This window comes from Aurantimicrobium sp. MWH-Uga1 (genome assembly GCF_003325955.1).
In the GTDB taxonomy this organism is placed as follows: domain Bacteria; phylum Actinomycetota; class Actinomycetes; order Actinomycetales; family Microbacteriaceae; genus Aurantimicrobium.
Map to the genome: position 1 here is coordinate 292,292 of NZ_CP030929.1, position 25,086 is coordinate 317,377.

Below are 25,086 nucleotides of genomic sequence, written 5' to 3' on the forward strand. Positions count from 1 at the left end.
CCCGGGGGTATCCCTCATGCCACACTTGTTTCATGACAGAAAAGCGTGGAGCACGGAACCTTACCGACCGCGCACAGCAGAGACCCCAGGTTCGGCCCACCCCGGAAGGGTGGACACAGAACGTTGACGCTGAGGGTCGTCCCACACTTCAGTTCGAAGCGCCCAAGCGTGGTGCAAAACCCCCTGTTCACCTAGCAGACCTCACTCCTGAGGAGCGCAAAGCTCAGGTGACCGAACTAGGTCTTCCTGCTTTCCGCGCCAAACAAATCAGCACACACTACTTCTCTCACTACACAAGCGATCCAGAAAAAATGACCGACCTGCCTGCGGCAGGACGTGCCGAGTTGGTTGAGTCACTGTTGCCTCCGCTCATGACTGAGGTCAAGAGACTGAGCACCGACAACGGCGACACCATCAAGTTTCTGTGGCGGTTGTTTGACGGGGCTCTCGTTGAGTCTGTGTTGATGCGCTATCCCGGACGCATCACACTGTGTGTTTCTTCCCAAGCAGGTTGCGGCATGAACTGTCCGTTCTGCGCAACAGGCCAGGCGGGATTGACGCGCAATATGTCGGCGGCTGAAATTGTGGATCAGGTCGTCCGCGCTAATGCTGTGATTGCCGCTGGTGAGCTTGGCGGTAAGCGCCGATCAGAAGAAGGCCAGCCTGAACGAGTGAGCAACATTGTGTTCATGGGCATGGGTGAACCCTTAGCGAACTACAACCGCCTGATGACCGCGGTGCGCACCATGCTGGCACCGCAGCCAGAGGGCTTGGGGATGTCAGCTCGTCACATCACCGTTTCCTCAGTGGGACTAGCCCCCGCTATTCACAAGCTTGCAGATGAAGGTTTGCAGCTGACGTTTGCTCTCTCGTTGCACGCACCTGATGACGAACTGCGCGACGAGCTCATCCCGGTGAATTCGCGTTGGAAAGTCGATGAGGCTCTCGATGCGGCCTATGCCTATTACGAAAAAACTGGTCGTCGCGTTTCCATCGAATACGCACTAATCAAAGATATGAACGACCACGCCTGGCGCGCGGATCTTCTTGCTCAGAAGCTCAACGAGCGCGGACGTGGATGGGTTCACGTAAACCCCATCCCACTCAATCCCACCCCGGGATCTATCTGGACTTCTTCAGAACCGTCGATTATGCGTGAATTTGTTCGACGCCTTGAAGAGCGCGGTATTCCCACCACGCTGCGAGACACTCGAGGCAAAGAAATTGATGGTGCGTGCGGACAATTAGCGGCAGCTGACTAAACGCTCCAAAGGTGCCAAAAATAGGTGTCACTACAGGGATTCTTCCCCCTGCAGACATAGTGTTTTTGATGTGTGGCCACGTAATCGACGCCCTGACGACGAGTCGTTAGAACCAGAAGAGACTGCCTCGAATATTGGCGAGCAGATCTCTCTCGATGACGACCCCTTTCCCGAGCTGTCAGCCGAGAAAGAGGAAGCAGTAGATCTACTTGCTCCCACCGCCGGCAGCCTCAACTCTGCGCTGTCCAACATCAACGTTGCCGAGCCAGTGTGGAACCAGTGGCGGGAGGAACTTTCCGTGGTCGGTGGCACCTCGCCGCTGATTCAGTTTGTGGACACCCCTCGAACCAGGATTGAACTCACCTCGATTCACCCGGGTGGTTTGCCCTCATTCATCTCGGGTAAGCCCACGCTTCTTTCTAGTTTGATTCGTGAAGAGTTTGCTTTGCGCAACGCCAGATTGGCAGCGGCAGCCGTGACGGCAAAATGCACCGAACTGCGTTCCATGCGCAGTATCGAATCTGTCTACCTTGCCCTCGGCATTGCTAAATGGACGTTCCACGACCGTGAATATTGCGGCCCGGTCTTGCTGCGCCCAATGACCTTGCGTCGCTATGGCAAAGATTTTGAGCTCAAACTCAGCGGCCAGCCATTCCTCAACCCTCAACTGGCTCGTGCTCTGGAGAGCCAGTTGGGCATTGCCTTAGATGCCGACTCTTTCGTAGCGCTGGCCAACCTGGATGGCATGTTCAACCCACTACCGGTGATAGAGCGTCTGCGCGGACTGACCCAACACGTGCCGAGCTTCGAGGTTGAGCCCCGACTGGTTGCCTCCAGCTTTGCTGATCTCTCTGCTGCGATGGTCGCTGACGTTCGTGACCTGGCTCACCCCATCTTGGATGCTCTGGCAGGCAACATCACCGCCCGCACACGTTTGACTGAAAGCCACAAAGAAGCCGTGGTAATCGGTCAGGATGAGCGCCCCCCAGCAACCGACACGCTCCTTCTTGATGCTGATTCAGAACAGGAAAGCATCGTCGCAGAAATTGCCGCCGGCAATTCCATGGTGGTCAAAACTCTTCCAGGCACCGGTGGAACACAGACCATCGTGAACGCCATTGGTGTTCTCACCGCCGCACACAAGCGTGTCCTCGTGGTGGGTGCTCGTCGCTCCAGTTTGGATTCTGTCCAGCACCGCCTGGCACAGGTCGGCCTCGAAGGTCTCACAGTTTCTCCACGCACCCTGCGTCGCGATCTCATCAACGCCATTTTGCGTAATGAGAAAGCAACTCGTCCCAACGTCACCGACGTGGACGACGCCCTGCTTCGTTTGCGCAAAGTTCTGCTCGACTACCGCGGTTCACTCACCCGGAAAGATGAAGTCTTAGGTGTATCGGTATTGGACGCTCTTGAGCAACTCTCACACCTGAGCTTGCTGCCCACACCACCATCGACCACCGCGCGCCTGCCTCGTCGCGCCATTGAGGGACTGGCTAATTCGAGACCAGCCGCAGCGGCAAGCCTGATCAAAGCTGCTGCACTGGGAGAGTTCCGTTACGGCCCCGATGACTCACCATGGTACGGAGCAAACTTCCCCACCGCAGAAGAGACCACCGCGGCACACGAGCAAGCCAAGCGTCTGCATCAAACTGAGCTTCCCAAACTGCTCGAACGTGCTGAGGAAGTATTTGGTCGCACCAAGATGCGCCCCTTCGAGAACCTCGAAGAGCTCGGCATCTACATCACTTTGCTCGTTGATATTCGCGAGACGCTCGATAAGTTCTTGCCGTCTGTTTATGACCGCCCACTGACCGAACTCATCACCGCGACTTCAGGCCGCGGAAGTGGCATGAGTGGCGGAGATCGCCGTCGCCTGAAAAAGCTTGCCTACGAATACGTGCGTCCGGGAGCAAATGTTCCGGACATGCACGAGGCACTCATTGAGATTCAACAGCAGCGTGTGCTGTGGCAGCGCTACGTAGTGGCCGGTGCTGTTCCCGAGGTTCCGGTTGGTATCGCAGACCTGCAAAGCGCCTACGACAAGGTCGTTGCCGAGCTTGTTGTTCTTGATATTGCCCTGGGGCTCAACGGTACTGACCAGTCTTTCCTCAAGCTTCCACTTGCCACACTGACCAACAAGGTTTCCGGTCTGGCAGCCGAGTCAGAAGTTCTTAATAATTTGCAAGAGCGCACCGCGCTCTTGGCACACCTGCGTGAGCTTGACCTCGATGTTCTTCTTGCAGATTTGTCAGCACGTCACGTCCCTGAAGAAGAAGTCGCAGACGAGCTTGAACTTGCCTGGTGGCAATCAGTTCTCGAAGGCATGCTCACTTCAGACAAGGCACTTCTCGGTGCTAACACGAGCATCTTGGATCGGCTTGAATCAGACTTCCGCCTGGTAGACGACGCTCACGCATCGGCAAACGGCGGACTTCTTGCGGCACGCCTAGCTGAACTGTGGAAGATTGGCCTAGTTGATCTTCCCGATGAAGCAGAACGTTTACGTCAGGCGTTACGTGGTGACTATCTCAGCCCACAAGAACTTGTTGAGCTTGCGCCACGTTTAGCCAAGTCGATTGCGCCAGTGTGGTTGTGCTCCCCCTATGAGGCCCACCTCATTCCCGACACTGTCAGTTTTGATGCCGTCTTCCTCGTTGATGCCGGTGCAACCACGGTTGCTGAGAATGCGGGTGCGATTCGTCGCGGCAGCAGCGTTGTGGTCTTTGGCGATCCTGTTACTCAGACACCCTCACGTTTTGAAACCGGGATGGGCGAATTTGAAAACCCACTTCCTCCGGTGACCGACGCAGACGCGTGGCACAGTAAATCTGCCCTGGCACAGTTCAGCGGGATCTTGCCTGCCCGCACCCTCACCAAGAGTTACCGTGCCGGCGGTGAAGACCTGGCAGATGTGGTGAACCGCCGCTTCTATGGCGGAAAGATTTCCTCCCTGCCTTGGGCAGGAACCTTCTTGGGCCACTCCAGTTTGCGCCTGCACTACATTGCCGACGGAACAGGTATGCCTGACTCTGCCACCGGTGCCGTTGAAAGCGTGGATGCTGAAGTCTCCCGCGTTGTGGAGCTTGTGTTGGAGCATGCGACCGAGCGCCCCACCGAATCCCTGATGGTCATTACCGCTAGCCCTAAGCATGCGGTGCGTGTTGAGCAATCGGTGCTTTCCGCGTTTGCTCGGCGTCCTGATTTAGCCGAGTTCATCCTGGAGGACCGAGCTGAATCCTTCGCCGTGATGACGCTTGAACAAGCCGTTGCACAAAGCCGTGACCGTGTCATCTTCTCTATTGGTTATGGTCGCACCCCACACGGTCGACTCCTGTCTGACTTTGGTGCGCTTGCTCTTCCTGGCGGTGAGCGTTTGCTTGCCGTGGGAATGACGCGGGCGCGACGCTCTATGGAGATTGTTTCCTGCTTCCGCCCTGGAGACATCGACGAGAGTCGTCTCTCGGACGGCATGCGTGCCCTGGCTGAAGTTCTCACCGAGACAGAAAAGCCTCACACCACCGAGCTGGGCACAGACTCACCAGAGCCCATGCTCATTGATTTAGCCCAGCGCTTGCAGCGTCGTGGCCTGCACGTCTCTCTCAACCACGCGGGAGAGATTGCCCTGGCCGCCTCCTATCAAGGACGAGCCGTGGCAGTGGAGACTGATGCGGTTCTCGCCAAGGGTTCCTTGCGTGAATCTCTGCGGTTGCGTCCAGAAATGCTACGCCGTCTCGGTTGGCACTACATCCGTATTCACGCCTTCGAACTCTTTGCTGACCCCGAAGCTGTTGCCACACGCGTTGCCGCACTGATCGGCGTGGAGCCCGCTGAAGATGAGCAGCTCACCGGGCCAATCGATATTCCTCAGGTAGAAACCGCTACGAACAGTGGTGACAACGAGGTGGTTGACGAAGAAATCACCGTCGAGCTACGCGAGACAGTCGTCGTTGAGCAGGTGGGCGACACTGTCGTGGTTGAAGACATTATCGAAGAAGATCTCACCACCACAGAGGTCTCCTCGACACCTGGCAGTGAGCCCGATGCGATTACGGCACCGATTGATCTGCCCGAGTAATAATGCCTACCCAGCCTGAACAAGAGCCCAAGCCTCGTTCGCGCACCAACCGCCGAGTTCAGTGGCAACCAGAAGGTGCCGCAGTCGACCCGGCGTTTGTGGATTCTCCTGCCGAGGTGACCGGTGAAGATTGGGCTGAGCGTCAGCTCAGTAACGATGAGCAACTCAAACGGGATAAGCCACCCCACTGGGGTTAGTTCGAAGAAGAGCTACTTCCACCAGAGGAGCTGCTGCTTCCGCTGCTGCCCGAAGTTGAACCACTCGAACTCTGACGTGAATCAGTGCGGTAAAAACCTGAACCGTTGAAGGTCACCCCGACCATGTTGAAGAGTTTGCGCAGCTTTCCTTTGCAGCTGGGGCACTCGGTCAGGCTGTCCTCGCTGAGGGACTGCTGAATATCGAAGGCGTTATCGCATTGCGTGCAGCGGTATGAGTAGGTAGGCACAAGATCTCCGAATGAGTCGAGTTAGAAGGTAATCAGGGCGGAAGGAGTAACCACACCGGTCACCGGTTGGTCATGAACTTCCTGAGGCAAGGAATCAACATATTCACTGTCGAAAACAAGAGCATAAACAGGTGGGCGTTTACCCATCGAGCCGAGAGTCTTATCGAAATATCCGCGACCCCAACCCATGCGCACACCCTTCTTATCCACGGCGGAAGCCGGAACAATAATGAGGTCCACATCGTTGATGGCAATGGGGCCTATCAGTTCACCGGTGGGTTCGGGGATTCCATACAAACCCACGTTCTCATCCGGGGAGTCATTGGCGATAGCCCAGTCCAATAAACCGTCATCGCGGCTCACCGGCAACAACACGTCAATTCCGTTGTCGTAAGCCCAGGAAAGAAAAGGTCTGGTTTCTGGTTCACTCGGTGTTGCCAGGTAGCACGACAGGCGTTTCACGCCCCGTGCTGCCACAAGATTCTTGAGGTGTTCCGTGAGCTTAGCGGTGGCCTCATCACGCTCATGCTGAGGCATCACCCGACGGCGGTCACGAATCTCGGCACGCAAAGCCTGCTTTGCAGTAACAAGATCCTCAGACATATCCATATTCTATTCGCCCACAAAGAAGCACACTCCTGTGGTTAGGCTTAGTCACATGGCAGCCATCATTCCCACACTGCATGAAGGCCGTGTGAGTATTCGGGGAATCAAAACCCGTGATGCCAAAAAACTTGAAGAAGAACTGATGCGCAACCGCGCCTGGTTGCGCCAATGGGAAGCCACTGTTCCGCAAAGCTTTGTCAGTTTCGACACCAAAGCAGGAATACGAAACCTGCTCGCCCACGCCCGCGTGGGAGCAGGTATTCCGTTCGCCATTGAATATGACGGCGAATTGGTGGGCCAACTCAATGTTTCTGCTATTGCCTATGGCTCGCTCTCCTCAGCCCAGCTGGGTTATTGGGTGGCCGAGCGCGTCGCCGGCCAGGGTGTGACACCTACTGCTGTTGCACTTGCCACCGACTACTGTCTGCACAACCTCGGGCTTCACCGGATGGAAATCTGCATCCGTCCAGAAAACACTGCCTCGCTGCGCATCGTGGAGAAACTGGGCTTCCGCTATGAGGGTCTTCGCCGCCGCTACATCCACATCAACGGAGACTGGCGCGACCACTTTTCCTTCGCCCTCACCCAGGAAGAAGTCCCCGATGGAGTGCTCGAGAGATGGAAGAGTGGCAGGGTTCCTGAAGGAATCGGTACCGTGCCGGCAGCTGACTACGATTTGCTGGGCTAACCCACCTCAGACAACACACCCCGGGCTTAAAGCACTCCGGCTCGATTCACTCGTACCTTAGAAGTCATGAGTGGTGATTTTCTTGGCGGAGGGCTGGTATTCGCAATCGCGGCCGCCCTGTGGATTATGTATCTCATCCCTACCTACTTACGTCGCAAGCACTTCGATGCGACCGAACGCAACGCCGTGCGCATGCAGCAAACCATCCGCGCTCTGGCAGAAACTGCCGATGTTCCCGAGGAGATTCGTGTGGAAGCATCTGCTCGCGCCGTGATCGAACAAAAGCGTGTGCTTCGTCAAGCAGAGGCTGCAGCCCGCGCAGAAATGCGCCAGGCAGCAGCACGTGCTGTGGGCTATGACGAGCAAGCCGTGATTGCTGCTCGCCGCGCTCGCCGCAACCGTCTTGCAAGTGCGCTCTTCCTGGCTGCAACACTGGTCGGCATCATTGCTGGGTCCATCATCTTGGCAACCGGTGGAAGCTGGGAGACCCTCGCCATTTCGTGCCTCGTGTTCGCTCTGGCTTTAGTCATTCAAGAAGTTGTCGTTTCCTCGACCACTATCCAGGCAGCACCTGCGGCGTCGCACCGGTACGCCTCCGAATTCTTTGACCAGTCCCACTTCAAGCCTGCACAGGTGTCACGAAGCTGGACTCCTACCGCACTTCCACGCCCACTGCATCTCTCTGAGGGCACGCTGTCGCAGGCGGTCGTGCAATCACAGATTGCTGCCGAGCGCATGCGTCAGTCTGCACAAGAATCTGCACTGGTTGAGCGCATGAGCATGGATCAAGCTGGACTTGAACAGCTACGTCGCACCGCAACCACTCCTCCTGTTCGCACCGAAGCACCTGCACCAGAGGTTGCCTCACGCCTAGCTGGTATGGGTGTGGTGGACACCACAGCTTCTGCAGAACTTGATCTGGACGCTGTTCTGCGCCGTCGTCGCGCAGGATAAGTAAACCCACTAACACTTCCGCGGTACATTTGCTCTATGAGCACTCGTCGCGTTGTCATTACTGGAGCTAGTTCAGGTATCGGTCAGGCTACTGCCCGGCTTTTTGCTCAGCACGGTTGGAACGTGGTCGGTGTTGCACGCCGCGCAGACCGTCTCGCTGAACTCGAGGCTGATGCCGGCATCAGCACCTTCGTTGCCGATGTGACTCAGCAAGAAGATGTTGATGCTCTGCGGGAATTCCTCGCTGACACTGGCCCCGTGCACGCGCTGGTCAATAATGCCGGTGGTGCTTTTGGCGCATCCAGCGTGGAAGAAAGCGATCCTGCCGATTGGCAGAAGATGTTTGATGTGAATGTGTTGGGTGTGCAGCGGGTGACCAGTGCCCTGCTGCCGCTGCTGCGCCAGGCGGCAGCCGGTGGGCACGCGGACATCATGACGGTGACCTCCACAGCTGGTTTTGTTCCCTATGAGGGTGGCGGGGGATATAACGCAGCCAAGTTTGCTGCCCACGCGGTGGTGGGAGTTTTACGCCTAGAGCTTGCCGGTGAACCCATCCGCGTGATGGAGATTGCCCCGGGCATGGTCAAGACCGACGAGTTTGCACTCAACCGTTTAGCTGGAGACACCAGCAAAGTTGAGGCACTCTATGCCGGGGTGGAAGCACCACTGGTTGCCGAAGATGTTGCCGAAGCCATCGTGCACGCACTCGAACTTCCCGGGCATGTGAACATGGACATGATTACGATCCGTCCGGTAGCCCAAGCCGCACAACACAAACTCATTCGTGGCACACTCACACCGAAGGCCTAAGCATGGAATCTCTTTCGCGTCACACCGACTACGGCAATGTTCCCTTCGACGAGAACATTGCCTTAGCTCACCCTCTTGAGCAGTTTGCACAATGGCTCACCCAGGCAGAAGCAGAAGATATTTTTGAGCCCAATGCGATGGTCGCCAGCACAATTGACCCCGATGGCAGGGTGAGTTCGCGCACCGTCCTACTCAAGGGTCTGGATGAGAGTGGCTTCCAATTTGTCACCAACTACACTTCACGCAAAGGCAAAGCACTGCTGGCAAACCCCAGTATTTCTCTATTGTTTCCTTGGTATAGCCTCAAGCGCCAAGTGATTGTCTATGGCACAGCAATCAAGGCAAGCGCAGCCATCAGTGATGAGATGTGGAACAGGCGCCCGCAGGGCGCCCAGCTTGCTTCCGCTGCAAGCAATCAGTCTGAGCCCATTGCTTCGCGCGCAGAACTTGATGCTCAACTAGCTGAGCTTGAAAAGCAATATCCAGAAGGGACTGCTGTTCCCCGGCCAGAACACTGGGGTGCTTTTCATGTGGAACCGCATGCCATTGAGTTTTGGCAGGGACGTTCCATGAGATTCCACGATCGCATCCGGTATGACCTTGTGGATGGTCTCTGGCAGATAACACGCCTCCAGCCCTAGGCTGAAGGACATGGCAACTCCGTTCACTACCTATTCCCTCGATCAACTCCGCACCCGCACCAGCGCTAAGTGGAGACAATACGGCCCGGATGTGTTGCCGCTGTGGGTGGCAGAGATGGACAGCACCATTGCGCCTTCCGTTGCAGAAGCAGTTAACGCCGCACTGACCGAGGGTGACACCGGTTATGCCCATGGTGATGTCTATGGTGAAGCCTTCGCGGAATATTCGAGGCGCCACTGGAACCTCAACGTCGATCCTGCCTACACTCTCCCCGTCATTGATGTCATTCGAGGGTTGACCTCGGTCATTTTGGAATTGACAGAACCGGGGGCACCGATTGTGTTGACTCCTCCGGTGTATTACCCCTTCGCGATGATTGTTGGCGGTACGCAACGAACAGTTGTGAATGCGCCGCTGACGGCCGAAGGACGCTTTGATGCAGAAAGCCTAGAAAAGGCATTTTCTGAAGCAGCAGCTCTGGGCAAGGGCGGCATGGTGCTCATCAGCAACCCGCATAATCCTGGTGGTGCTGTTCACACCCGTGAAGAGCTGACCATGTTGGCAACCTTGGCGGCCAAGCACGGCATCCGTATTCTCTCGGATGAAATTCACGCTCCCTTGACGATGCCTGGCTATACCTTCATTTCCATCCTGGACATCCCCGAAGCAGCTGACGCCATCGTGGTGACCAGTGCCTCCAAGTCATACAACCTTGCCGGGCTCAAGGCAGCGCTCATTGTGACCAATCCAGCGTCCTCGGAGTTTGTTCGTTCCATGAAGTCCAAGTATTTGGAAGGTCCCAGCCACCTGGGCACTATTGCTCACGTTGCAGCGTTGCATGGCGGCGACCAGTGGTTGGCGGATGTGAATAAAGACATCGACCGCAACCGCCACCTCGTCACGGAACTGGTGACCACGTTCCTTCCCGGTGCGAAATACACTCCCGTGGAGGCAACCTATTTAGCGTGGGTGGATTGCCGAGACCTCGGCCTGGGCGATGACCCAGGACAGGTGTTCTTAGAAAAAGGCAAGGTTGCCTTTAGTAGTGGCCACGTCTTTGGCCCAGGCGGCGAAGGCCACATCCGTGTCAACATGGGCACAAGTCCCGAGATTTTGACGGAAGCATTCCGCCGGGCATCGCTAGCTCTCTAGTTCTGCTGTTCTAGCTGATTGTTTCCAGCGGGCCCGTATCAGGTAGAGGAACTCCCGTTGTGCCACGGAGGTCGGGACTCCACTTATATGCCACTACAGCACCGAGTACGGTAATCACCGCAAAGCCAGTGGCGGCAACAATTGCTGATGGGGCACCGAAATGGTCAATACAGAAACCTGCGACAGCTGCACCCACCCCGACTCCGATGAGTTGTCCAGTGCCTATCCAGGCGTAGGACTCCGCGGTCTCGCTGAACTTCATCGTTGCGCTGATGTTGGCAAAAAGAACCGTGAGTGCAGGGGCAACTCCAAGTCCTGAAATGAAGAGGGTGAGCGAAAGCCACCAGAAATCACTGGAGAAGGACGCGGCAACTAGCCCTGCAGTGATCACCACGAGTCTGCGCGTCAACGACCACGGCGCAATTTCCCGGTGACCCCACGCCAATCCACCGACCAGTGAGCCCAGGGCATAGATGGCGAGAATCCATCCAGCTTCTGGTCCCTCTTTGCCGTAGAGACCAATAATTCCTGCTTCAACAGCGGAGAATGTGGCCACCAAAGTGAGCCCTAAGGTCATCGAGATAATGACGGGAGAGCGAGTGAGCACTCCACCCAAGCGACGCTTGCTGGGGGGAATACGAACTTGCCCCACTGAGGGGGAAGTAATAAACCATGCTCCGCCGACGGCCAGGAATGCCATCGCCGTCAGGATTGCCTCGGTGCTGCCAAACTGCACAGCCACGAAGGTGGTGAGTACGGGCCCAACAATCCAAATGATTTCTTGAGCAGTGGCATCGAGAGAAAACAGGGGAGTGAGCAAGCGGTTAGGAACCAGCTTGGGGTAGATCGTGCGCACAGCAGGCTGAATCGGTGGGTAGGAGCATCCGGCGATAAAGCCCAGAAGAATCATGACGGGAACGGAGAAGGGGATGATGGCCATTGCGCTAAACAGCACAACTGCAACCACAGCCATCACGCTCAGCAGTGGGCGCATCCCCCAGCGCGACATGAGGCGAGAACTAATTGGCCCGGCAATAGCTTCGCCCAAGCTGATCGCACCAACCACCAGTCCTGCCGCTGCGTAGGAGTTGTGAATGCGCTCCACGTGAATAAGGAATGCGATGGAGAGCATGCCGTGGGGAAAACGTGCGAGTAGCTGCGACAAAACAACGCGGGTCACCCCGCGTACTTTGAGTAGTTCCGCATACGTTTTCACAGTTTCTCCAGTCTATGGGCCGGGTCATAAGGGTGCGAATGAGCGCGAATAACCGTCGTGAGTGTCCGTGGGTGGCCAGAAGATGTATTTCACGTAATAAATGAACAAAAAACGATGTGAATATGTGCACAAATGCGGAAAAGTTATCCACAATTGGGGATGACACGCCCACAACATGTAGGGGATTCATTTTCGAGCCAACCCCTTATATAGTGGTCAAGCACCTAGAGCAGAAAATTTACGAGGAAGAGACAACAGACGTGGGAATCACTGTCGTTAAGCGCAATGGACAGCGCGAACAGTATGACGCCAACAAGATCAACATGGCGATTGAAGAGGCAACTCATGGCCTGCACGACAACATTGCGTGGGTGACCCAGATTGCAACCGAACTCGAAATCACCCTGTTTGATGGCATCACCACTCAGCAACTTGACGAAGCAGTCATCCAGGTTGCTCTGCAGAACGTCAAAGATGACCCTGCATTCGACGTTGTAGCTGCCCGTCTGCTGCTCAAGACCATCTACAAGCGTGTTCTCGGAGACTTCTCTACCCCCGAACAGCTCAAGAAGCTACACCGCGATCACTTCGCAGAGAACATGAAGCGTGGCGTCGAGGAAGGTCTGCTTGACCCTCGACTGGCTGAACTGTTCGACCTCGACGCACTCGCGGCTGAGATTGACCCCAGCCACGATGACCTGCTCAAGTACATCGGTGTTGTTACCCTCAACAACCGCTACGCCATCAAGGGCCGCAACGGTGACCCTCTTGAGGTTCCTCAGTACTTCTGGATGCGTATCTCCATGGGTCTGTCTCTCAACGAGAAGAACCCCACCGAGCACGCCATCAAGTTCTACAACAAGATGAGCCAGCTTGAGTACCTTGCAGCTGGATCTACTCTGGTGAACGCCGGAACCATCTACCCACAGCTTGCTAACTGCTTCGTTCTTGAAATGCAGGACGACATGGAGCACATCGCGAAGACCACGCGCGACGTCATGTGGCTTACCAAGGGAACCGGTGGTATTGGTCTGTCCGTAACCAAGTTGCGTGCGCAGGGTTCCCCCATCCGCTCGAACAACACCACCTCGACCGGCCCTATTCCTTTCATGCACACGCTGGACTCGATCCTGCGTGCGGTGAGCCGTGGTGGTAAGAAGTTCGGTGCGATGTGCTTCTACATGGAAAACTGGCACCTCGATTTCCCCGAGTTCCTTGACCTGCGCCAGAACTCTGGTGACCCCTACCGTCGTACCCGTACCGCAAACACTGCTGTGTGGATCTCCGACGAGTTCATGAAGCGTGTTCAGAACGACGACGACTGGTACCTCTTCGACCCACTCGAGGTAACTGACCTCAACGAGCTCTACGGTAAGGCGTTCTCTGAGCGCTACAACTACTACGTAGCCGAGGCAGAAGCCGGCCGGATGAACCTCTACAAGAAGATCGGTGCTCGCGAGCAGTTCAAGCAGATCCTGATCTCTCTCCAGTCCACCAGCCACCCCTGGCTGACGTGGAAGGACACCATCAACCTCCGTGCCCTCAACAACAACACCGGAACCATCCACTCCTCCAACCTGTGCACCGAAATTACGCTGCCACAGGACGAGGACAACGTCTCGGTATGTAACCTCGCCTCGATCAACCTCTCCCGTCACCTCACCGACGAGAACACCGTTGACTTTGCCAAGCTGGCCGAAAGCGCCAAGCTTGCTGTGCGCCAGCTCGACAACCTGATCGACATCACACGCTCGTCAGTGGAAGAGGCAGACTTCTCCAACAAGGAAAACCGTGCCATCGGTCTGGGTCTCATGGGCTTCACCGACATCGTGGAGCGTATGGGTTACTCCTACGAGTCCGAAGAGGCCTACGACCTCATCGACGTCATCACCGAGCACATCTCTTATGCAGCAATCGAAGCATCGGTTGAGCTTGCACAGGAGCGTGGCGCCTACAGCAACTTCGAAGGAAGCCGCTGGTCACAGGGTCTCGTACCTTTCGACAGCATCGACCTCACCGAAGCAGACCGTGGTGTCCCCATCACCGTCAACCGCAAGACCACCCTGGACTGGGATGCACTGCGGAAGAAGGTCAAGGGTGGCGTTCGCAACGCAACCCTGATGGCTATTGCTCCCACCGCATCCATCGGTCTTGTTGCCGGAACCACCCCAGGTCTGGACCCCCAGTTCTCACAGATCTTCAGCCGTGCAACCAGTTCGGGCAAGTTCCTTGAGGTCAACCGCAACCTCGTTGCAGACCTCCAGAAGCTCGGAATCTGGGAGACCGTCCGTGAAGACCTGCTGCGTAACCAGGGTGACGTACAGAACCTTCCTCAGATTCCCGACCACATCAAGGCTGTTTACAAGACCAGCTTCCAGCTCTCGCCCTTCTCCTTCCTTGAGGTTGCCGCGCGTGCACAGAAGTGGATCGACCAGGCCATCAGCCGCAACATGTATCTGGAAACTCGTGACCTCGGCGACATGATGGAGATTTACTCCGAAGCATGGAACCGTGGCGTGAAGACCACCTACTACCTGCACATGAAGCCACGTCACACGGCCGAGCAGTCCACCGTCAAGGTGAACAAGGCAGAAGACATCAACGCCAGTGGTGGACCCAAGAAGGGCTTCGGCTTCGGTAGTGGTTCCGGTGCAAACCCAGAACCACACGCAGTCTCCGCTGTTGCAGAAGCAGAACCTGCTGTCGCTGCCCCTGCACGTAAAGGCTTCGGATTCGGCGCATCGGGAGGTGGAAACTAATGAACTACACAACCCCCGTAGACGAGTACTTCGTTCCCGTCGACCCGATGGATGAACTTCAGTGCGAGTCCTGCCAGTAGGCAAATCGCTCTGATCCACAGACACCCCTGCAACACCTGCACCATCTGTAACAACCCCGCCGCACCCCACTAGGGCACCCGCTCTAGAAAAACGGGACACTACAGAAACACCACACTTTTACGACGAACTAAGGAGAAACACCATGGGTATTCTCGGTACCGGAGTCCAGGATGGACTCATGCTTAAGCCCGTCACCTACAAGTGGGCGATGGACCTTTACGACCAGGCAGTAGCAAACACCTGGTTCCCCAACGAAATTCAGCTCGGTGAAGACATCGCTGACTTCAAGAAGATGACGGATGAAGAACGTCACGCCATCACCTTCTTGATGAGCTACTTCAACCCCAACGAGCTGCTTGTGAACAAGGCACTCGCCTTCGGCGTGTACCCCTACGTCAAGGCTCCCGAGGCTCACCTCTACCTCGCGAAGCAGATGTGGGAAGAAGCAAACCACTGCATGAGCTTTGAGTACGTGCTCGAAACCTTCCCCATTGACCGTGAGATTGCCTACAGCTCTCACGTCAAGGTGCCTTCCATGGCTCGCAAGGAAGAATTCGAAGTCAAGTTCATCAAGCGCATGACCGAGCAGACTCTCGACATCACCACCACCGAGGGCAAGAAGGACTTCGTTCGCAACCTCGTTGCCTACAACGTCATCCTCGAGGGAATCTGGTTCTACTCCGGCTTCATGGTTGCGCTGAGCTTCCGCCAGCGCAACCTGCTGCGTAACTTCGGATCTCTCATGGACTGGGTCGTTCGCGACGAGTCTCTTCACCTCAAGTTCGGAATCAACCTGATTCTGACTGTTCTCGAAGAGAACCCAGACCTGCAGACCCCCGAGTTCGCAGAAGAAATCCGCAACATGATTCTCAACGCTGTTGAGATGGAAGAGGAATACAACCGTGACCTCCTCCCCAACGGCATCTTGGGTCTGAACTCAAACTACATCAACCAGTACGTGAAGTACCTGGCTGACCGTCGTCTCGAGGAGCTCGGTTTCGAGGCCCACTACAAGGTCTCCAACCCTGCAAAGTGGATGGCAACCGCCAACGACACTTTGCAGCTGGTCAACTTCTTCGAGTCGACCAACACAAGCTACGAGTCCAACGGCGCAACCGCCTAAATACTCGAACAGAGTTAAGGGCCTTCCTGATTACAGGAGGGCCCTTTTCTGTACACCAAAAAGGCGACAATCCCTAGAATTTTTGTCTAGACTATTTGTATGCAAAAGTTTTCACTCAAAGCGCTTAGCGCCGCTTTTTTGACACTGGGTCTTGTTGTTGCTGGTCTAGCTGCACCGGCTCATGCAGCTGCTGGAATAACCATGATCACCAATCCAGTTCCGACGTTTGATGCAAGTACAGCGAGTCCTGCGTTCGAAGTAAAGATTGACAATGGTGGGACTGCTTTCGTTGATGACGGAAGTCCTAGCGCAGGACAGATAACAATAGAGGTTAGAGGAACCGGTTCCGCCACTGGGATGTGGAGCCTCCCAAGCGGATGTGCAACAAGCTTCACTGCATTTGCGTCATCAAACTGTGGCATCCTCTCAATCACAGGGACTGGTATAGGTACACCCGTTGTGAAAAAAGATATATCTCAACTAGTAATCAAAGGTCTGGGAACCGCAACTTCGATCAATATTCAGTTTGCAGCAAGTGCATATCAAGTTGCAGCTAGCGGAGGTACCTATAACTTCAAAGCAATTACAGGTCCAGGATTCATGCCAGTAGAGTACATACTTCCAATTACTGTGAATTCTGCGCCGCCACCTGCAACGTACACAGTCACTTTTGACTCAAATGGCGGAACAGGAACAATGTCGAATCAAACCAATGGTGGTTTTGGTCCCTTGAACAACAATACTTTTGTTAAGTCGGGAACCACTTTCAGGGGCTGGTCAACTACATGTAATGGTTCTTTAGTTTATGCAAACAGGGCTATGTACAATTTCTCTGCAAATGCAACACTTTATGCAGTTTGGGCTGACGGCTCAAATGCGTGTGGCGGTGGAGGAGGAGCCCCATCATCAGCGAGTGTGAACCTTACTTTGAATGCAACTACTGGACAGCTTGTGGCAGGCTCGACTGTTGCTATCGCTGCTAGCGGTTTGCAATCAACTGCTGCATATTCACTTGTTGTTCAGTCAACGCCCCAGACTATAGGTTCTGGAAATGCAACTGCGGGTGCTGTGAACACCTCTGTGACTCTTCCCACTGGCCTTGAGGCAGGTTGGCACACACTGACATTCTCTTCAACAGCTGCCGATGGTTCTGCTGTTACCAGTGTGACCTATTTCAAGGTCTCAGCTTCGGGAACATTGCTTGCCACATCAAGCACGATTCCTGCTGAGCTCGCTCAGACTGGTTTTGACGCAGCGCCTTACCTCTTCGGAGGCCTTGCGCTTGCCTTAGTTGGTGGTGCGCTCATGCTGATTGCTCGTCGTAAGCAGAGTAACTAGTAGTCATCCCAACAGAACGCCCCGCTCCTTGAGTGGGGCGTTTTTCTTTATGCAAGGACTTTCTTGATTCTTTGCAACGAGATTGGTTCTGCCGTTCCAAGAGGCTGCGCAAAGAGACTTACTCTGAATTCTTCAAGCATCCAGCGTGCTTTGACGAGGTGTGCTGGGGAGTGTGGGGCTAGAGGTATCTTGCCCCCTGCAGACTCGTAAAGATTGAGGGCTTGGGTAAGTTCAACAGATGCAGTTCTGTCTCTGCCTGAATCCTCGATCATGCGCTGAATACGCATCGTGATTGCTTTGATGTAGACAAGGATTCGTGGCAGTCGGGTAAGCCCAACCTCTCCGATAAAGCCTGGACGTAATAGTTGCTCAAGATGAGCTTTTTCTTCTGTGAGCTGTGCCAAGAACGTCATCGGGTTTGCTTGGGCCATGGCTTTGTGTGCTTCTTTGGCTGCACTGAGAATTCTGGCTGTTTGTGAGACAGCATCAAAGATGTTGTCCATGATGGCACCTTGGACTCGGTCTCTGAGGGTTTCAAACTCTGCCTTTTGGAAGATCATTCCGTCATCACGCATGGAGAACAGCACGTTATCCACGCTGGCGCCGATTGCATCGGCAATCAGTGCGCCCAGGCTTGGATAGGGGCTTTGGGTAAGGATGAGTTTCTCATTGGCAGTGAGGTGCTCTTGCACATATTTCGCAGGGGAAGGAATTGCTGCAATTACTAGAGCTCTCGTTCCTAGCGGGTGTTCTCGTTTTTGGTCTGCTTCGGTGGCGAGAAGTCTGATTTTGACTTCTTGTTTGGTTGTTCCTGGGTGGGTGACCACGAGTGCAGGGTATGCCCGCACGGTGTTGCCGCCGTGTTGGGCATCCACCGTGCGGGGGAGTTCATCGAAGTCCCAGCTGGTGAGGTTGTCCCTTTCGAGGGGGGACGTTACGCGTTCTGCTACTTCAGCTATGGCATCTCTCGTGCGCTCGGCTAGTCCTCGCTGAAGTTTGGTGAGGTTTTTATCTGTGCCGAGCCTCTTGCCTGTGCTGCTGATGACCCGATACGTCATCCTCAGGTGATCAGGAAGGCGTTCGGGATCAAAGTCCTGTGCTGAAATAAGTGCTCCGCTGAGGCGTTGGAGAGTTTGCGCAACAGCAACAAGGACGCTGCCTTCGGGTTTTTCAGGCAGCGTTGCGGCGGCTTTCGTGGCCCAATCTGCTGCCGGCACTACCTGGCGGCGAATGTTCTTAGGAAGTGTCTTGATCAGGCCAGTGATGAGCTCGAGGCGCAAACCTGGAACAAGCCACTCGAATGCCTCTGGTTCTAATCTCGCCAGTAATGGAAGCGGGATTTCAACAGTGACGCCGTCGTCTTCGCGGCCAGGTTCAAATCTGTAGGTGAGCTTCAGGCGTTGGTCGCCAAAGGCCCACTCTGAGGGGAATTCATTCTCGTCATGTTCTGCTTCAGTTTCTTCTAACAAGTCAGAGCGTTGCATGGTGAGCAGGTCAGGGTTTGTGGCGCGCGCCTTCTTCCACCAGCCTTCAAAGGTTCTGGTGGAGAAGACATCGGCGGGGATGCGCTGGTCATAGAACGCGAAAACAACTTCGTCGTCAGCGAGAATGTCTCTTCTTCTTGAGCGTTCTTCAAGTTCTTCGAGCTGCCTGCGCAGTGCGCGATTGCTTCGATCGAATGCTTGCTTGGAATCCCATTCGCCATCCACCAATGCATGGCGAATAAACAGTTCACGGCAGAGTTCAGGATCAATACGTGAGTATTGCATTCGTCGGTGGGCTACGAGTGTGACGCCATAGAGCGTGACGCGCTCATAGGCGACGACAGCTCCTTGGTTTTTCTCCCAGTGTGGTTCGCTATAGCTTCGCTTGCACAGCTCTCCGGCAATCTTTTCGGCCCAGCTTGGATCTATCGCCGCATTGGTGCGGGCAAAGAGTCTGCTGGTTTCTACCAGCTCTGCACTCATCACAGCTGCAGGTGGTTTCTTCGCTAATGCAGATCCTGGAAAGATGACGAACTTCTGATTCCTCGCGCCGAGATACTCATGCTGTTGTTTGCGAGGAGAGTTCTTGTCGTTGTATTTGTTCCCTAGTTTGTTGTCGCTGACTTGCTTGAGACCGATGTGAGAGAGCAGGCCGGACAGAAGTGATTTGTGTATGCCATCTGGATCAATCTTTGGTTCGCCCAAGCTCAAGCCCAATGGTTTCGTCAGGGTTTTGAGTTGGCGATAGACGTCGTTCCACTCGCGAACTCTGAGGTAGTTGAGAAACTCTGCTTTACACATTCTGCGGAAGGCGCTGGAGGAAAGTTCTTTCTGTTTCTCTTCGAGATAGTTCCACATGTTGAGCAAAGTGAGAAAGTCACTGGTGGGGTCAGTAAAGCGTGCATGGGAGAGGTCTGCTTGGGGGCGTTTTTCGAGAGGGCGTTCTCTCGGGTCTTGAATGGTGAGCCCTGCCACAATCGCCATGACTTCTCTGGTCACTCCGTGGTGGCGCGACTCGAGAACCATGCGCGCAAAGCGGGGCTCGATGGGAAGTCGCGCTAAGTCGTGACCAATTTTGGTCAGTTTTGTGCTGCTGGAGTTTGTCTGGATTGCCCCGAGTTCTTTCAGCAGGTCAATGCCGTCTTTCACACCCCGTGAATCCGGTGTTTGCAAGAACGGGAACTGGGAAATGTCTCCTAGTCCAAGTGACGCCGCCTGCAGAATCACCGAGGCAAGGTTGGTGCGCAGGATCTCAGGGTCAGTGAATTCTGGGCGGCGTTTAAAGTCTTCTTCAGAGTAGAGGCGTATGGCAATGCCCTCGCTGGTTCGACCGCAACGTCCTGAGCGCTGATTCGCGCTGGCTTGCGAGATGGCCTCTATGGGTAGTCGCTGCACCTTGGCTCTAGGGGAATAACGGGAGATTCGTGCTGTTCCCGCATCAATGACGTATTTGATTCCCGGAACCGTCAGGCTCGTCTCGGCCACGTTGGTTGCCAAGATAATACGTTTTCTGAGGCCTGGGACTTTGCTCGGTTCAAAGACTTTGTGCTGATCTGCCGCTGAGAGGCGGCCATACAGTGGCAGCACTTCGGTGCCGGCCTTCATTCGGCCGGCCGCGATGTGGCCTTCGACGGCTTCTTGAGCATCACGAATCTCTGTTTCACCTGAGAGGAACACCAGCACGTCACCGGGTGCTTCCTTGTCTAGCTCATTGAGAGCAGAGATGATTCCGTCTAGGTAATCACGGGCTGAATGTTCGGGAACTGCTGTTGCTGTGTTCTTGTCATCTGCCAGTTCGTCATCGTCGACATCGTCACTGCTGACCTTGTCTTGGATTAGGGGACGGTAACGGATCTCGATGGGGTAGGTGCGACCCGATACTTCAATAATGGGTGCACCACCGAAATGTTCGGCGAAGCTCTCAGGGTCAATGGTCGCAGAAGTAATGATGACTTTGAGGTCGGGTCTGTGGGGAAGTATCTGCTTGAGATATCCCAGAAGGAAATCGATATTGAGGCTGCGCTCATGCGCCTCATCAATGATGATGGTGTCGTAGTTGGAGAGAAGGCGATCGCGTTGCAGGGCATTGAGCAAGATGCCATCAGTCATTACTTTGACTTCAGTTTCTGCACTGGCCTGATCGGTGAAGCGCACTTGATAGCCGACAAGGCCGCCGAGTTCAACCCCCAGTTCCTCAGCAATGCGCTCGGCAACAGCACGAGCAGCGATTCGTCGTGGCTGGGTGTGAGCAATACTTGTGCGGCCCAATTCCAGGCACATTTTGGGTATCTGGGTTGTTTTTCCTGAACCGGTTGCCCCGGCAATGATCACAACCTGGTTGTCTCGAATGGCTGAAAGTATCTCGTCACGCCACTCACTGACAGGTAAGTCAGGCGGGTAGGTGATGAGTGCGGCATCCATGGGCTTTATCCAGCCTACGCGAGGGGTGTTTATACCTGTCGTCTAATGTGACACACTTACTCAGGTCCACTTTCTAGGAGGAAATGTGTCTTCATCAGCTTCTGCCGGTACCGCACCAGAACAAGGTTTTCGTCGGGCAGCCGTAATCTTGTTGGGCATGCTCGGGGCAATTCAAGTTGCTGACCCGCTTATCTCCTCGCTTGCGTTAGTTAAGGCATCTGACGAACTGAACTTTTCTGCATCCACGCAGTCGCTTGCAGCTGGTATTTCAACTCTTGCTCTAGCCGCAACGGCGATTCCCGGCGGTATGCTCGCGGACCGTTATGGCCGCCGTCTGCTTCTTGCTCTCTCAGTACTGGTTGCTGCTGCTGGTCAGCTCATGACCGCCAGCGCGGGTCTGATTGACCCCAAGGCTGACACTGCAGTGCTGTTCTACCTCCTGGGACGAATTATCACTGGTGTTGCTCTGGGCGTAACCTTTGGTGCTTCATACGGAATGTTGCGTAATGTCTCCAGTACGAAGTCACTAGGTCCTGCCATGGCTACCTACAACATCGTCAACGGAGTCATCCCCGTCGTCGCGATGGTGCTCGGTGGTGTGTTGATTGCGACCAGCTGGCGTTTGGCTTACCTCATTCTTCCTGTTGTCTCTGTTATCGGCTTCTTCTTGGTTAAGCCCATCCTCCCCAAGATTGATAAATTGCCCCCCGCCAAGGTCGACTACCTGGGCATGCTTTTCGTTGCCATCGGTATTGCTGGATTGCTGTACGGCATCAGTGGGGCAACCAACGGTTTTGACCACCCTTCGTTCTATGTTCCGGTCATTATCGCTCTCCTTGCTCTTGCACTCTTCGGAGTTCGCGAGAACAAGACCGCCTCTCCGGTATTTCCCATCAAGCTGTTGACTCACCCTGCTTTCTTGGGCGCTGTCGTGATGGGTATTTTCTGGAACATGGCCACAGCTTCGATGAGCCAGATGCTTCCCAACATGTGGCAATACGTCACCCACATTCCGGCTGCACTTCTGGGTGCCGCTAGCTTGCCTATGTCTGCCGCCGGAATTATTGGTTCCGTCATCGCGGGAACTTTATTGGGTAAGGGGTCTAAACCTCGTTCAACTGCCATTTCTGGCTACATTCTCATGGTTCTCGGGTTTGCAACCTACCTCTTCCTCACCCCCACTGCGAGCTACCTCATGTTCTTACCCGGAATGATCATTGCCGCAGTTGGCTGGATGATGAACGCCACCAGCCAAGGCAACCTGTTCATTACCTTGGCACCTGCCAAGTTCTATGGCCCTGTTACTTCCAGCAAGCTTGCGGTTGGACAGTTTGGTTACGCACTTGGTTTGACTGGTAGCACCGTAATGGTGTCCTTGTTCACACTTTCTGGAGTGAGTACAGCAACTAAGGGTGCTGTTGCCGGGGATTCGAACTTGGATGCTATTACCTCGTATATGGCAACAGGGCAGACCACCAACAGTGACCTTGCTGCTGTCAGCACTGCTGATTTGGCGTCGATCTACACCACTGCCTTTGTCTCCACGATTTCTATCATCGCTGTTGTCATTGCAGTTGCGGGTGTCACGATGTATCTCTTGCTCAAAAACAAGAAAGCATCCATCCCCGTCGATGAATACCTGGGTTTGACCAACTAGGTAACCTGGCCACCTCATTAGTGAAATCTGCATAGGCTCTTCTCATGCTGACGCGTGAAGAGTTTGAGAAGTTTGTGTCATCCCCCGTCGTGATCGACGGGGGAATGAGCACAGAACTGGAGCAACAGGGCTGTCGTCTTGAGGGCGCACTCTGGACTGCACAAGCCTTGCTTGATGATCCAGAGGTCATTCGCTTAGCTCACCGTGCTTATGTTGATGCTGGTGCCAGAGTCGTCATTACCTCCAGCTATCAGATCTCGCGTGCGGGGTTCGAGGAAGTGGGTCTGAGCGCAGCTGATGCTGACCGAGCATTGCGTGCCAGCGTTACCGTGGCAGGTGACGCAGTAGTCGGAACGCCAGCCCTCGTCGCCGCATCGGTGGGGCCTTATGGCGCCATCTTGCATGATGGCAGCGAGTATCGGGGCAATTACGGGCTCAGTCGTGAAGAACTCCGTGAATTCCACACCGAGCGTATTGCTGTCTTGCTTGAGGCTGAACCTGACCTGCTTGCCATCGAAACCATTCCAGATTCTCTCGAAGTGCAGGCACTCGTTGATGCGCTCGCAGAGTTCCCTGGTGCAATTGCGTGGATGAGTTTCACCATCGGAGCAGATGGAAAGTTGTGGGCAGGGCAGAGTGTGGCGGAGGCAGCGCAGATAGCGGCATCGTCTCCGGCGATTGCGGCCATTGGTGTCAACTGCGTTGACCCTGCTTTAGTTTCTGCCGCTATTTTTGAGATTCGCACAGTTACCAATCTGCCCGTGGTGATTTATGCCAACGGGGGTGGAACCTGGAATTCTGAAAGTGGAGTGTGGGAGAACGCTGATGCAGACGCTCTTGTTGCGTATGCCTCAACTTGGCTCAGTCAGGGAGCTCGCCTGATTGGTGGGTGCTGCGGCACTCATGCTGGCGATATTCGCCAGCTTGCTACATCGTTCTAGTTAGCACTCGATCACGTTGACGGCGAGGCCGCCTTCGCTAGTTTCTTTGTACTTTGTCGACATGTCGAGACCTGTTTGACGCATGGTCTCAATGACGGTGTCGAGCGAGACCAGGTGGTTGCCGTCACCGTGGAGTGCAAGACGTGCAGCACTCACTGCGGTGGAGCTGGCAATAGCGTTGCGCTCAATACACGGAATTTGAACCAGACCGCCCACAGGGTCGCACGTGAGACCGAGGTGGTGTTCCATGGCAATTTCTGCCGCGTTTTCAACCTGGCGTGGTGTTCCACCGAGGACGGCGCAGAGGCCACCTGCGGCCATAGCGCAGGCGGGGCCTACTTCGCCTTGGCAACCAGCCTCTGCACCTGAAATGGAGGCATTGGCCTTGAACAACGACCCAATCGCGGTGGCGGTGAGCAAATAGCGGCGAATACCCTCTTGGTTCGCACCTGGAACAAAGCGGAGGTAGTAGCTGGCGACGGCAGGGACAATTCCCGCAGCACCATTAGTGGGAGCGGTGACAACGCGGCCTCCGGCTGCGTTTTCTTCGTTGACGGCCAAAGCAAAAGCGTGCAGCCACTCAATGGTGGTGTCACGGCTATTTGCAGCATCCGCAGTGACGAGGTGTTCGCGCAGTTCGGCAGCACGACGCTTCACACTCAATCCGCCGGGCAAGATTCCAGCAGAGGTCAATCCTGACTGCACACAGGAGTGCATGGTGTCCCAGATGGCATCCAGGCGCGCATTAACTTCATCCTCAGTGTGTTGAGAAAGTTCGTTGTGCATCGCAACCTGGTCAATGGTCATGTTCTGCACATCACACAGTGCCAGCAATGCCGCTGATGTTCCATAGGGCAAAGGCCATTCCGTGGTGATGGAGCTGGTTTCTTCTCCATCACGACGAATGAAACCTCCACCGACGGAGTAATAAGTCTGTTCGTGAAGCGGGACTCCATCTGCGCCGAAGGCGCGAATGGTCATGGCGTTGGGGTGGCCAGGAAGGCGAGTGCGAGGTTCAAAGCTGATATCGCCTGCGGTGAAAGCAATAGTGTGGCTTCCGCCCAGATCGAGTGTGGGGTCGTTCTCTAGGTTGCTCCAGGCATTGCGAACCTCATCAGGCATGCAGGTTTCTGGAGCTAGGCCAGTCAAGCCGGCAATGACGGCACCGGGGGTGCCGTGACCGATCCCGGTGGAACCGAGTGAGCCATAAAGGCTGCAGTTGACGGAGGCAACCTTCTCAATGAGGCCTTGTGCCCTAAGCCAAGTAACGAAGTCCAGGGCAGCACGCATGGGGCCCACAGTGTGAGAACTGGAGGGACCAATACCTATCGAGAACAGGTCAAAGGCTGAGACGTACGCTGTCACAACCATGAGCATAGAGGGGTTTTCGCCTCTGCTGCTATATCTGTCTGAGTAACGTGTCCGGTAGGTG

General features: G+C 55.1%; 18 protein-coding genes. 13 read left to right on the forward strand and 5 right to left on the reverse strand.

The features are described from left to right. Positions 1-32: 32 nt before the first annotated feature. From rlmN to AURUGA1_RS01560, 3 genes are all read left to right on the forward strand, one after another. The gene (gene rlmN / locus AURUGA1_RS01550) at positions 33-1,262 is read left to right on the forward strand and encodes a 23S rRNA (adenine(2503)-C(2))-methyltransferase RlmN (protein ID WP_114128571.1); all 1,230 of its coding nucleotides are present in this window, start codon (positions 33-35) and stop codon (positions 1,260-1,262) included. 70 nt (positions 1,263-1,332) lie between these two features. Further along, a complete protein-coding gene (locus AURUGA1_RS01555; protein WP_205214657.1) occupies positions 1,333-5,337 on the forward strand; it encodes an AAA family ATPase in 4,005 nt (1,334 codons plus the stop codon). 2 nt (positions 5,338-5,339) lie between these two features. Next, positions 5,340-5,534, forward strand: coding sequence for a hypothetical protein (locus AURUGA1_RS01560; RefSeq protein WP_114128572.1), 195 nt, complete (start codon positions 5,340-5,342; stop codon positions 5,532-5,534). Here the strand turns inward: AURUGA1_RS01560 and AURUGA1_RS01565 are convergent. Further along, the gene (locus AURUGA1_RS01565; protein ID WP_114128573.1) at positions 5,531-5,782 is read right to left on the reverse strand and encodes an FmdB family zinc ribbon protein; all 252 of its coding nucleotides are present in this window, start codon (positions 5,780-5,782) and stop codon (positions 5,531-5,533) included. The genes AURUGA1_RS01560 and AURUGA1_RS01565 overlap by 4 nt on opposite strands. A 21-nt stretch (positions 5,783-5,803) precedes the next feature. Next, entirely contained in the window at positions 5,804-6,385 is a 582-nt protein-coding gene (locus tag AURUGA1_RS01570) for a 5-formyltetrahydrofolate cyclo-ligase (protein ID WP_114128574.1), read from the reverse strand. 55 nt (positions 6,386-6,440) lie between these two features. Here AURUGA1_RS01570 and AURUGA1_RS01575 point away from each other — a divergent pair, with 55 nt between their 5' ends. From AURUGA1_RS01575 to AURUGA1_RS01595, 5 genes are all read left to right on the forward strand, one after another. Further along, positions 6,441-7,076 carry a GNAT family N-acetyltransferase gene (locus AURUGA1_RS01575; protein ID WP_114128575.1) on the forward strand — a complete coding sequence of 212 codons (636 nt, stop codon included), beginning with the start codon at positions 6,441-6,443 and terminating at the stop codon, positions 7,074-7,076. Positions 7,077-7,142: 66 nt separating this feature from the next. Further along, a complete protein-coding gene (locus tag AURUGA1_RS01580; protein WP_114128576.1) occupies positions 7,143-8,030 on the forward strand; it encodes a hypothetical protein in 888 nt (295 codons plus the stop codon). Positions 8,031-8,066: 36 nt separating this feature from the next. Continuing rightward, positions 8,067-8,840 carry an SDR family oxidoreductase gene (locus tag AURUGA1_RS01585; protein WP_114128577.1) on the forward strand — a complete coding sequence of 258 codons (774 nt, stop codon included), beginning with the start codon at positions 8,067-8,069 and terminating at the stop codon, positions 8,838-8,840. Between the two features lie 2 nt (positions 8,841-8,842). Beyond that, positions 8,843-9,481: a pyridoxamine 5'-phosphate oxidase gene (gene pdxH, locus AURUGA1_RS01590; RefSeq protein ID WP_114128578.1), complete on the forward strand. Its 639-nt coding sequence runs from the start codon at positions 8,843-8,845 to the stop codon at positions 9,479-9,481. 10 nt (positions 9,482-9,491) lie between these two features. Continuing rightward, entirely contained in the window at positions 9,492-10,634 is a 1,143-nt protein-coding gene (locus AURUGA1_RS01595) for a MalY/PatB family protein (protein WP_114128579.1), read from the forward strand. Between the two features lie 10 nt (positions 10,635-10,644). Here AURUGA1_RS01595 and AURUGA1_RS01600 read toward each other — a convergent pair whose 3' ends face one another. Then, on the reverse strand, positions 10,645-11,850 hold the full coding sequence (locus AURUGA1_RS01600; protein ID WP_114128580.1) for an MFS transporter: 1,206 nt from the start codon (positions 11,848-11,850) through the stop codon (positions 10,645-10,647). A 260-nt stretch (positions 11,851-12,110) separates the two neighbouring features. Here AURUGA1_RS01600 and AURUGA1_RS01605 point away from each other — a divergent pair, with 260 nt between their 5' ends. From AURUGA1_RS01605 to AURUGA1_RS01620, 3 genes are all read left to right on the forward strand, one after another. Further along, positions 12,111-14,609 carry a ribonucleoside-diphosphate reductase subunit alpha gene (locus AURUGA1_RS01605; protein ID WP_114129672.1) on the forward strand — a complete coding sequence of 833 codons (2,499 nt, stop codon included), beginning with the start codon at positions 12,111-12,113 and terminating at the stop codon, positions 14,607-14,609. A gap of 223 nt (positions 14,610-14,832) precedes the next feature. Next, on the forward strand, positions 14,833-15,813 hold the full coding sequence (locus AURUGA1_RS01615) for a ribonucleotide-diphosphate reductase subunit beta (RefSeq protein WP_096382109.1): 981 nt from the start codon (positions 14,833-14,835) through the stop codon (positions 15,811-15,813). 99 nt (positions 15,814-15,912) lie between these two features. After that, positions 15,913-17,151, forward strand: coding sequence for an InlB B-repeat-containing protein (locus AURUGA1_RS01620; protein WP_114128582.1), 1,239 nt, complete (start codon positions 15,913-15,915; stop codon positions 17,149-17,151). Between the two features lie 47 nt (positions 17,152-17,198). On the opposite strand, the gene hrpA is transcribed toward AURUGA1_RS01620, so the two are convergent. Next, entirely contained in the window at positions 17,199-21,056 is a 3,858-nt protein-coding gene (hrpA, locus tag AURUGA1_RS01625; RefSeq protein WP_114128583.1) for an ATP-dependent RNA helicase HrpA, read from the reverse strand. Between the two features lie 85 nt (positions 21,057-21,141). Between hrpA and AURUGA1_RS01630 the strand changes: the two genes are divergently transcribed. Next, a complete protein-coding gene (locus tag AURUGA1_RS01630) occupies positions 21,142-22,713 on the forward strand; it encodes an MFS transporter (RefSeq protein WP_114128584.1) in 1,572 nt (523 codons plus the stop codon). Between the two features lie 44 nt (positions 22,714-22,757). Beyond that, positions 22,758-23,654: a homocysteine S-methyltransferase gene (gene mmuM, locus AURUGA1_RS01635; RefSeq protein WP_114128585.1), complete on the forward strand. Its 897-nt coding sequence runs from the start codon at positions 22,758-22,760 to the stop codon at positions 23,652-23,654. Here the strand turns inward: mmuM and AURUGA1_RS01640 are convergent, their stop codons facing one another. Then, positions 23,655-25,019, reverse strand: a complete 1,365-nt coding sequence (locus AURUGA1_RS01640) for an L-serine ammonia-lyase (RefSeq protein ID WP_114129673.1) — start codon at positions 25,017-25,019, stop codon at positions 23,655-23,657. Between the last annotated feature and the right edge of the window lie 67 nt (positions 25,020-25,086).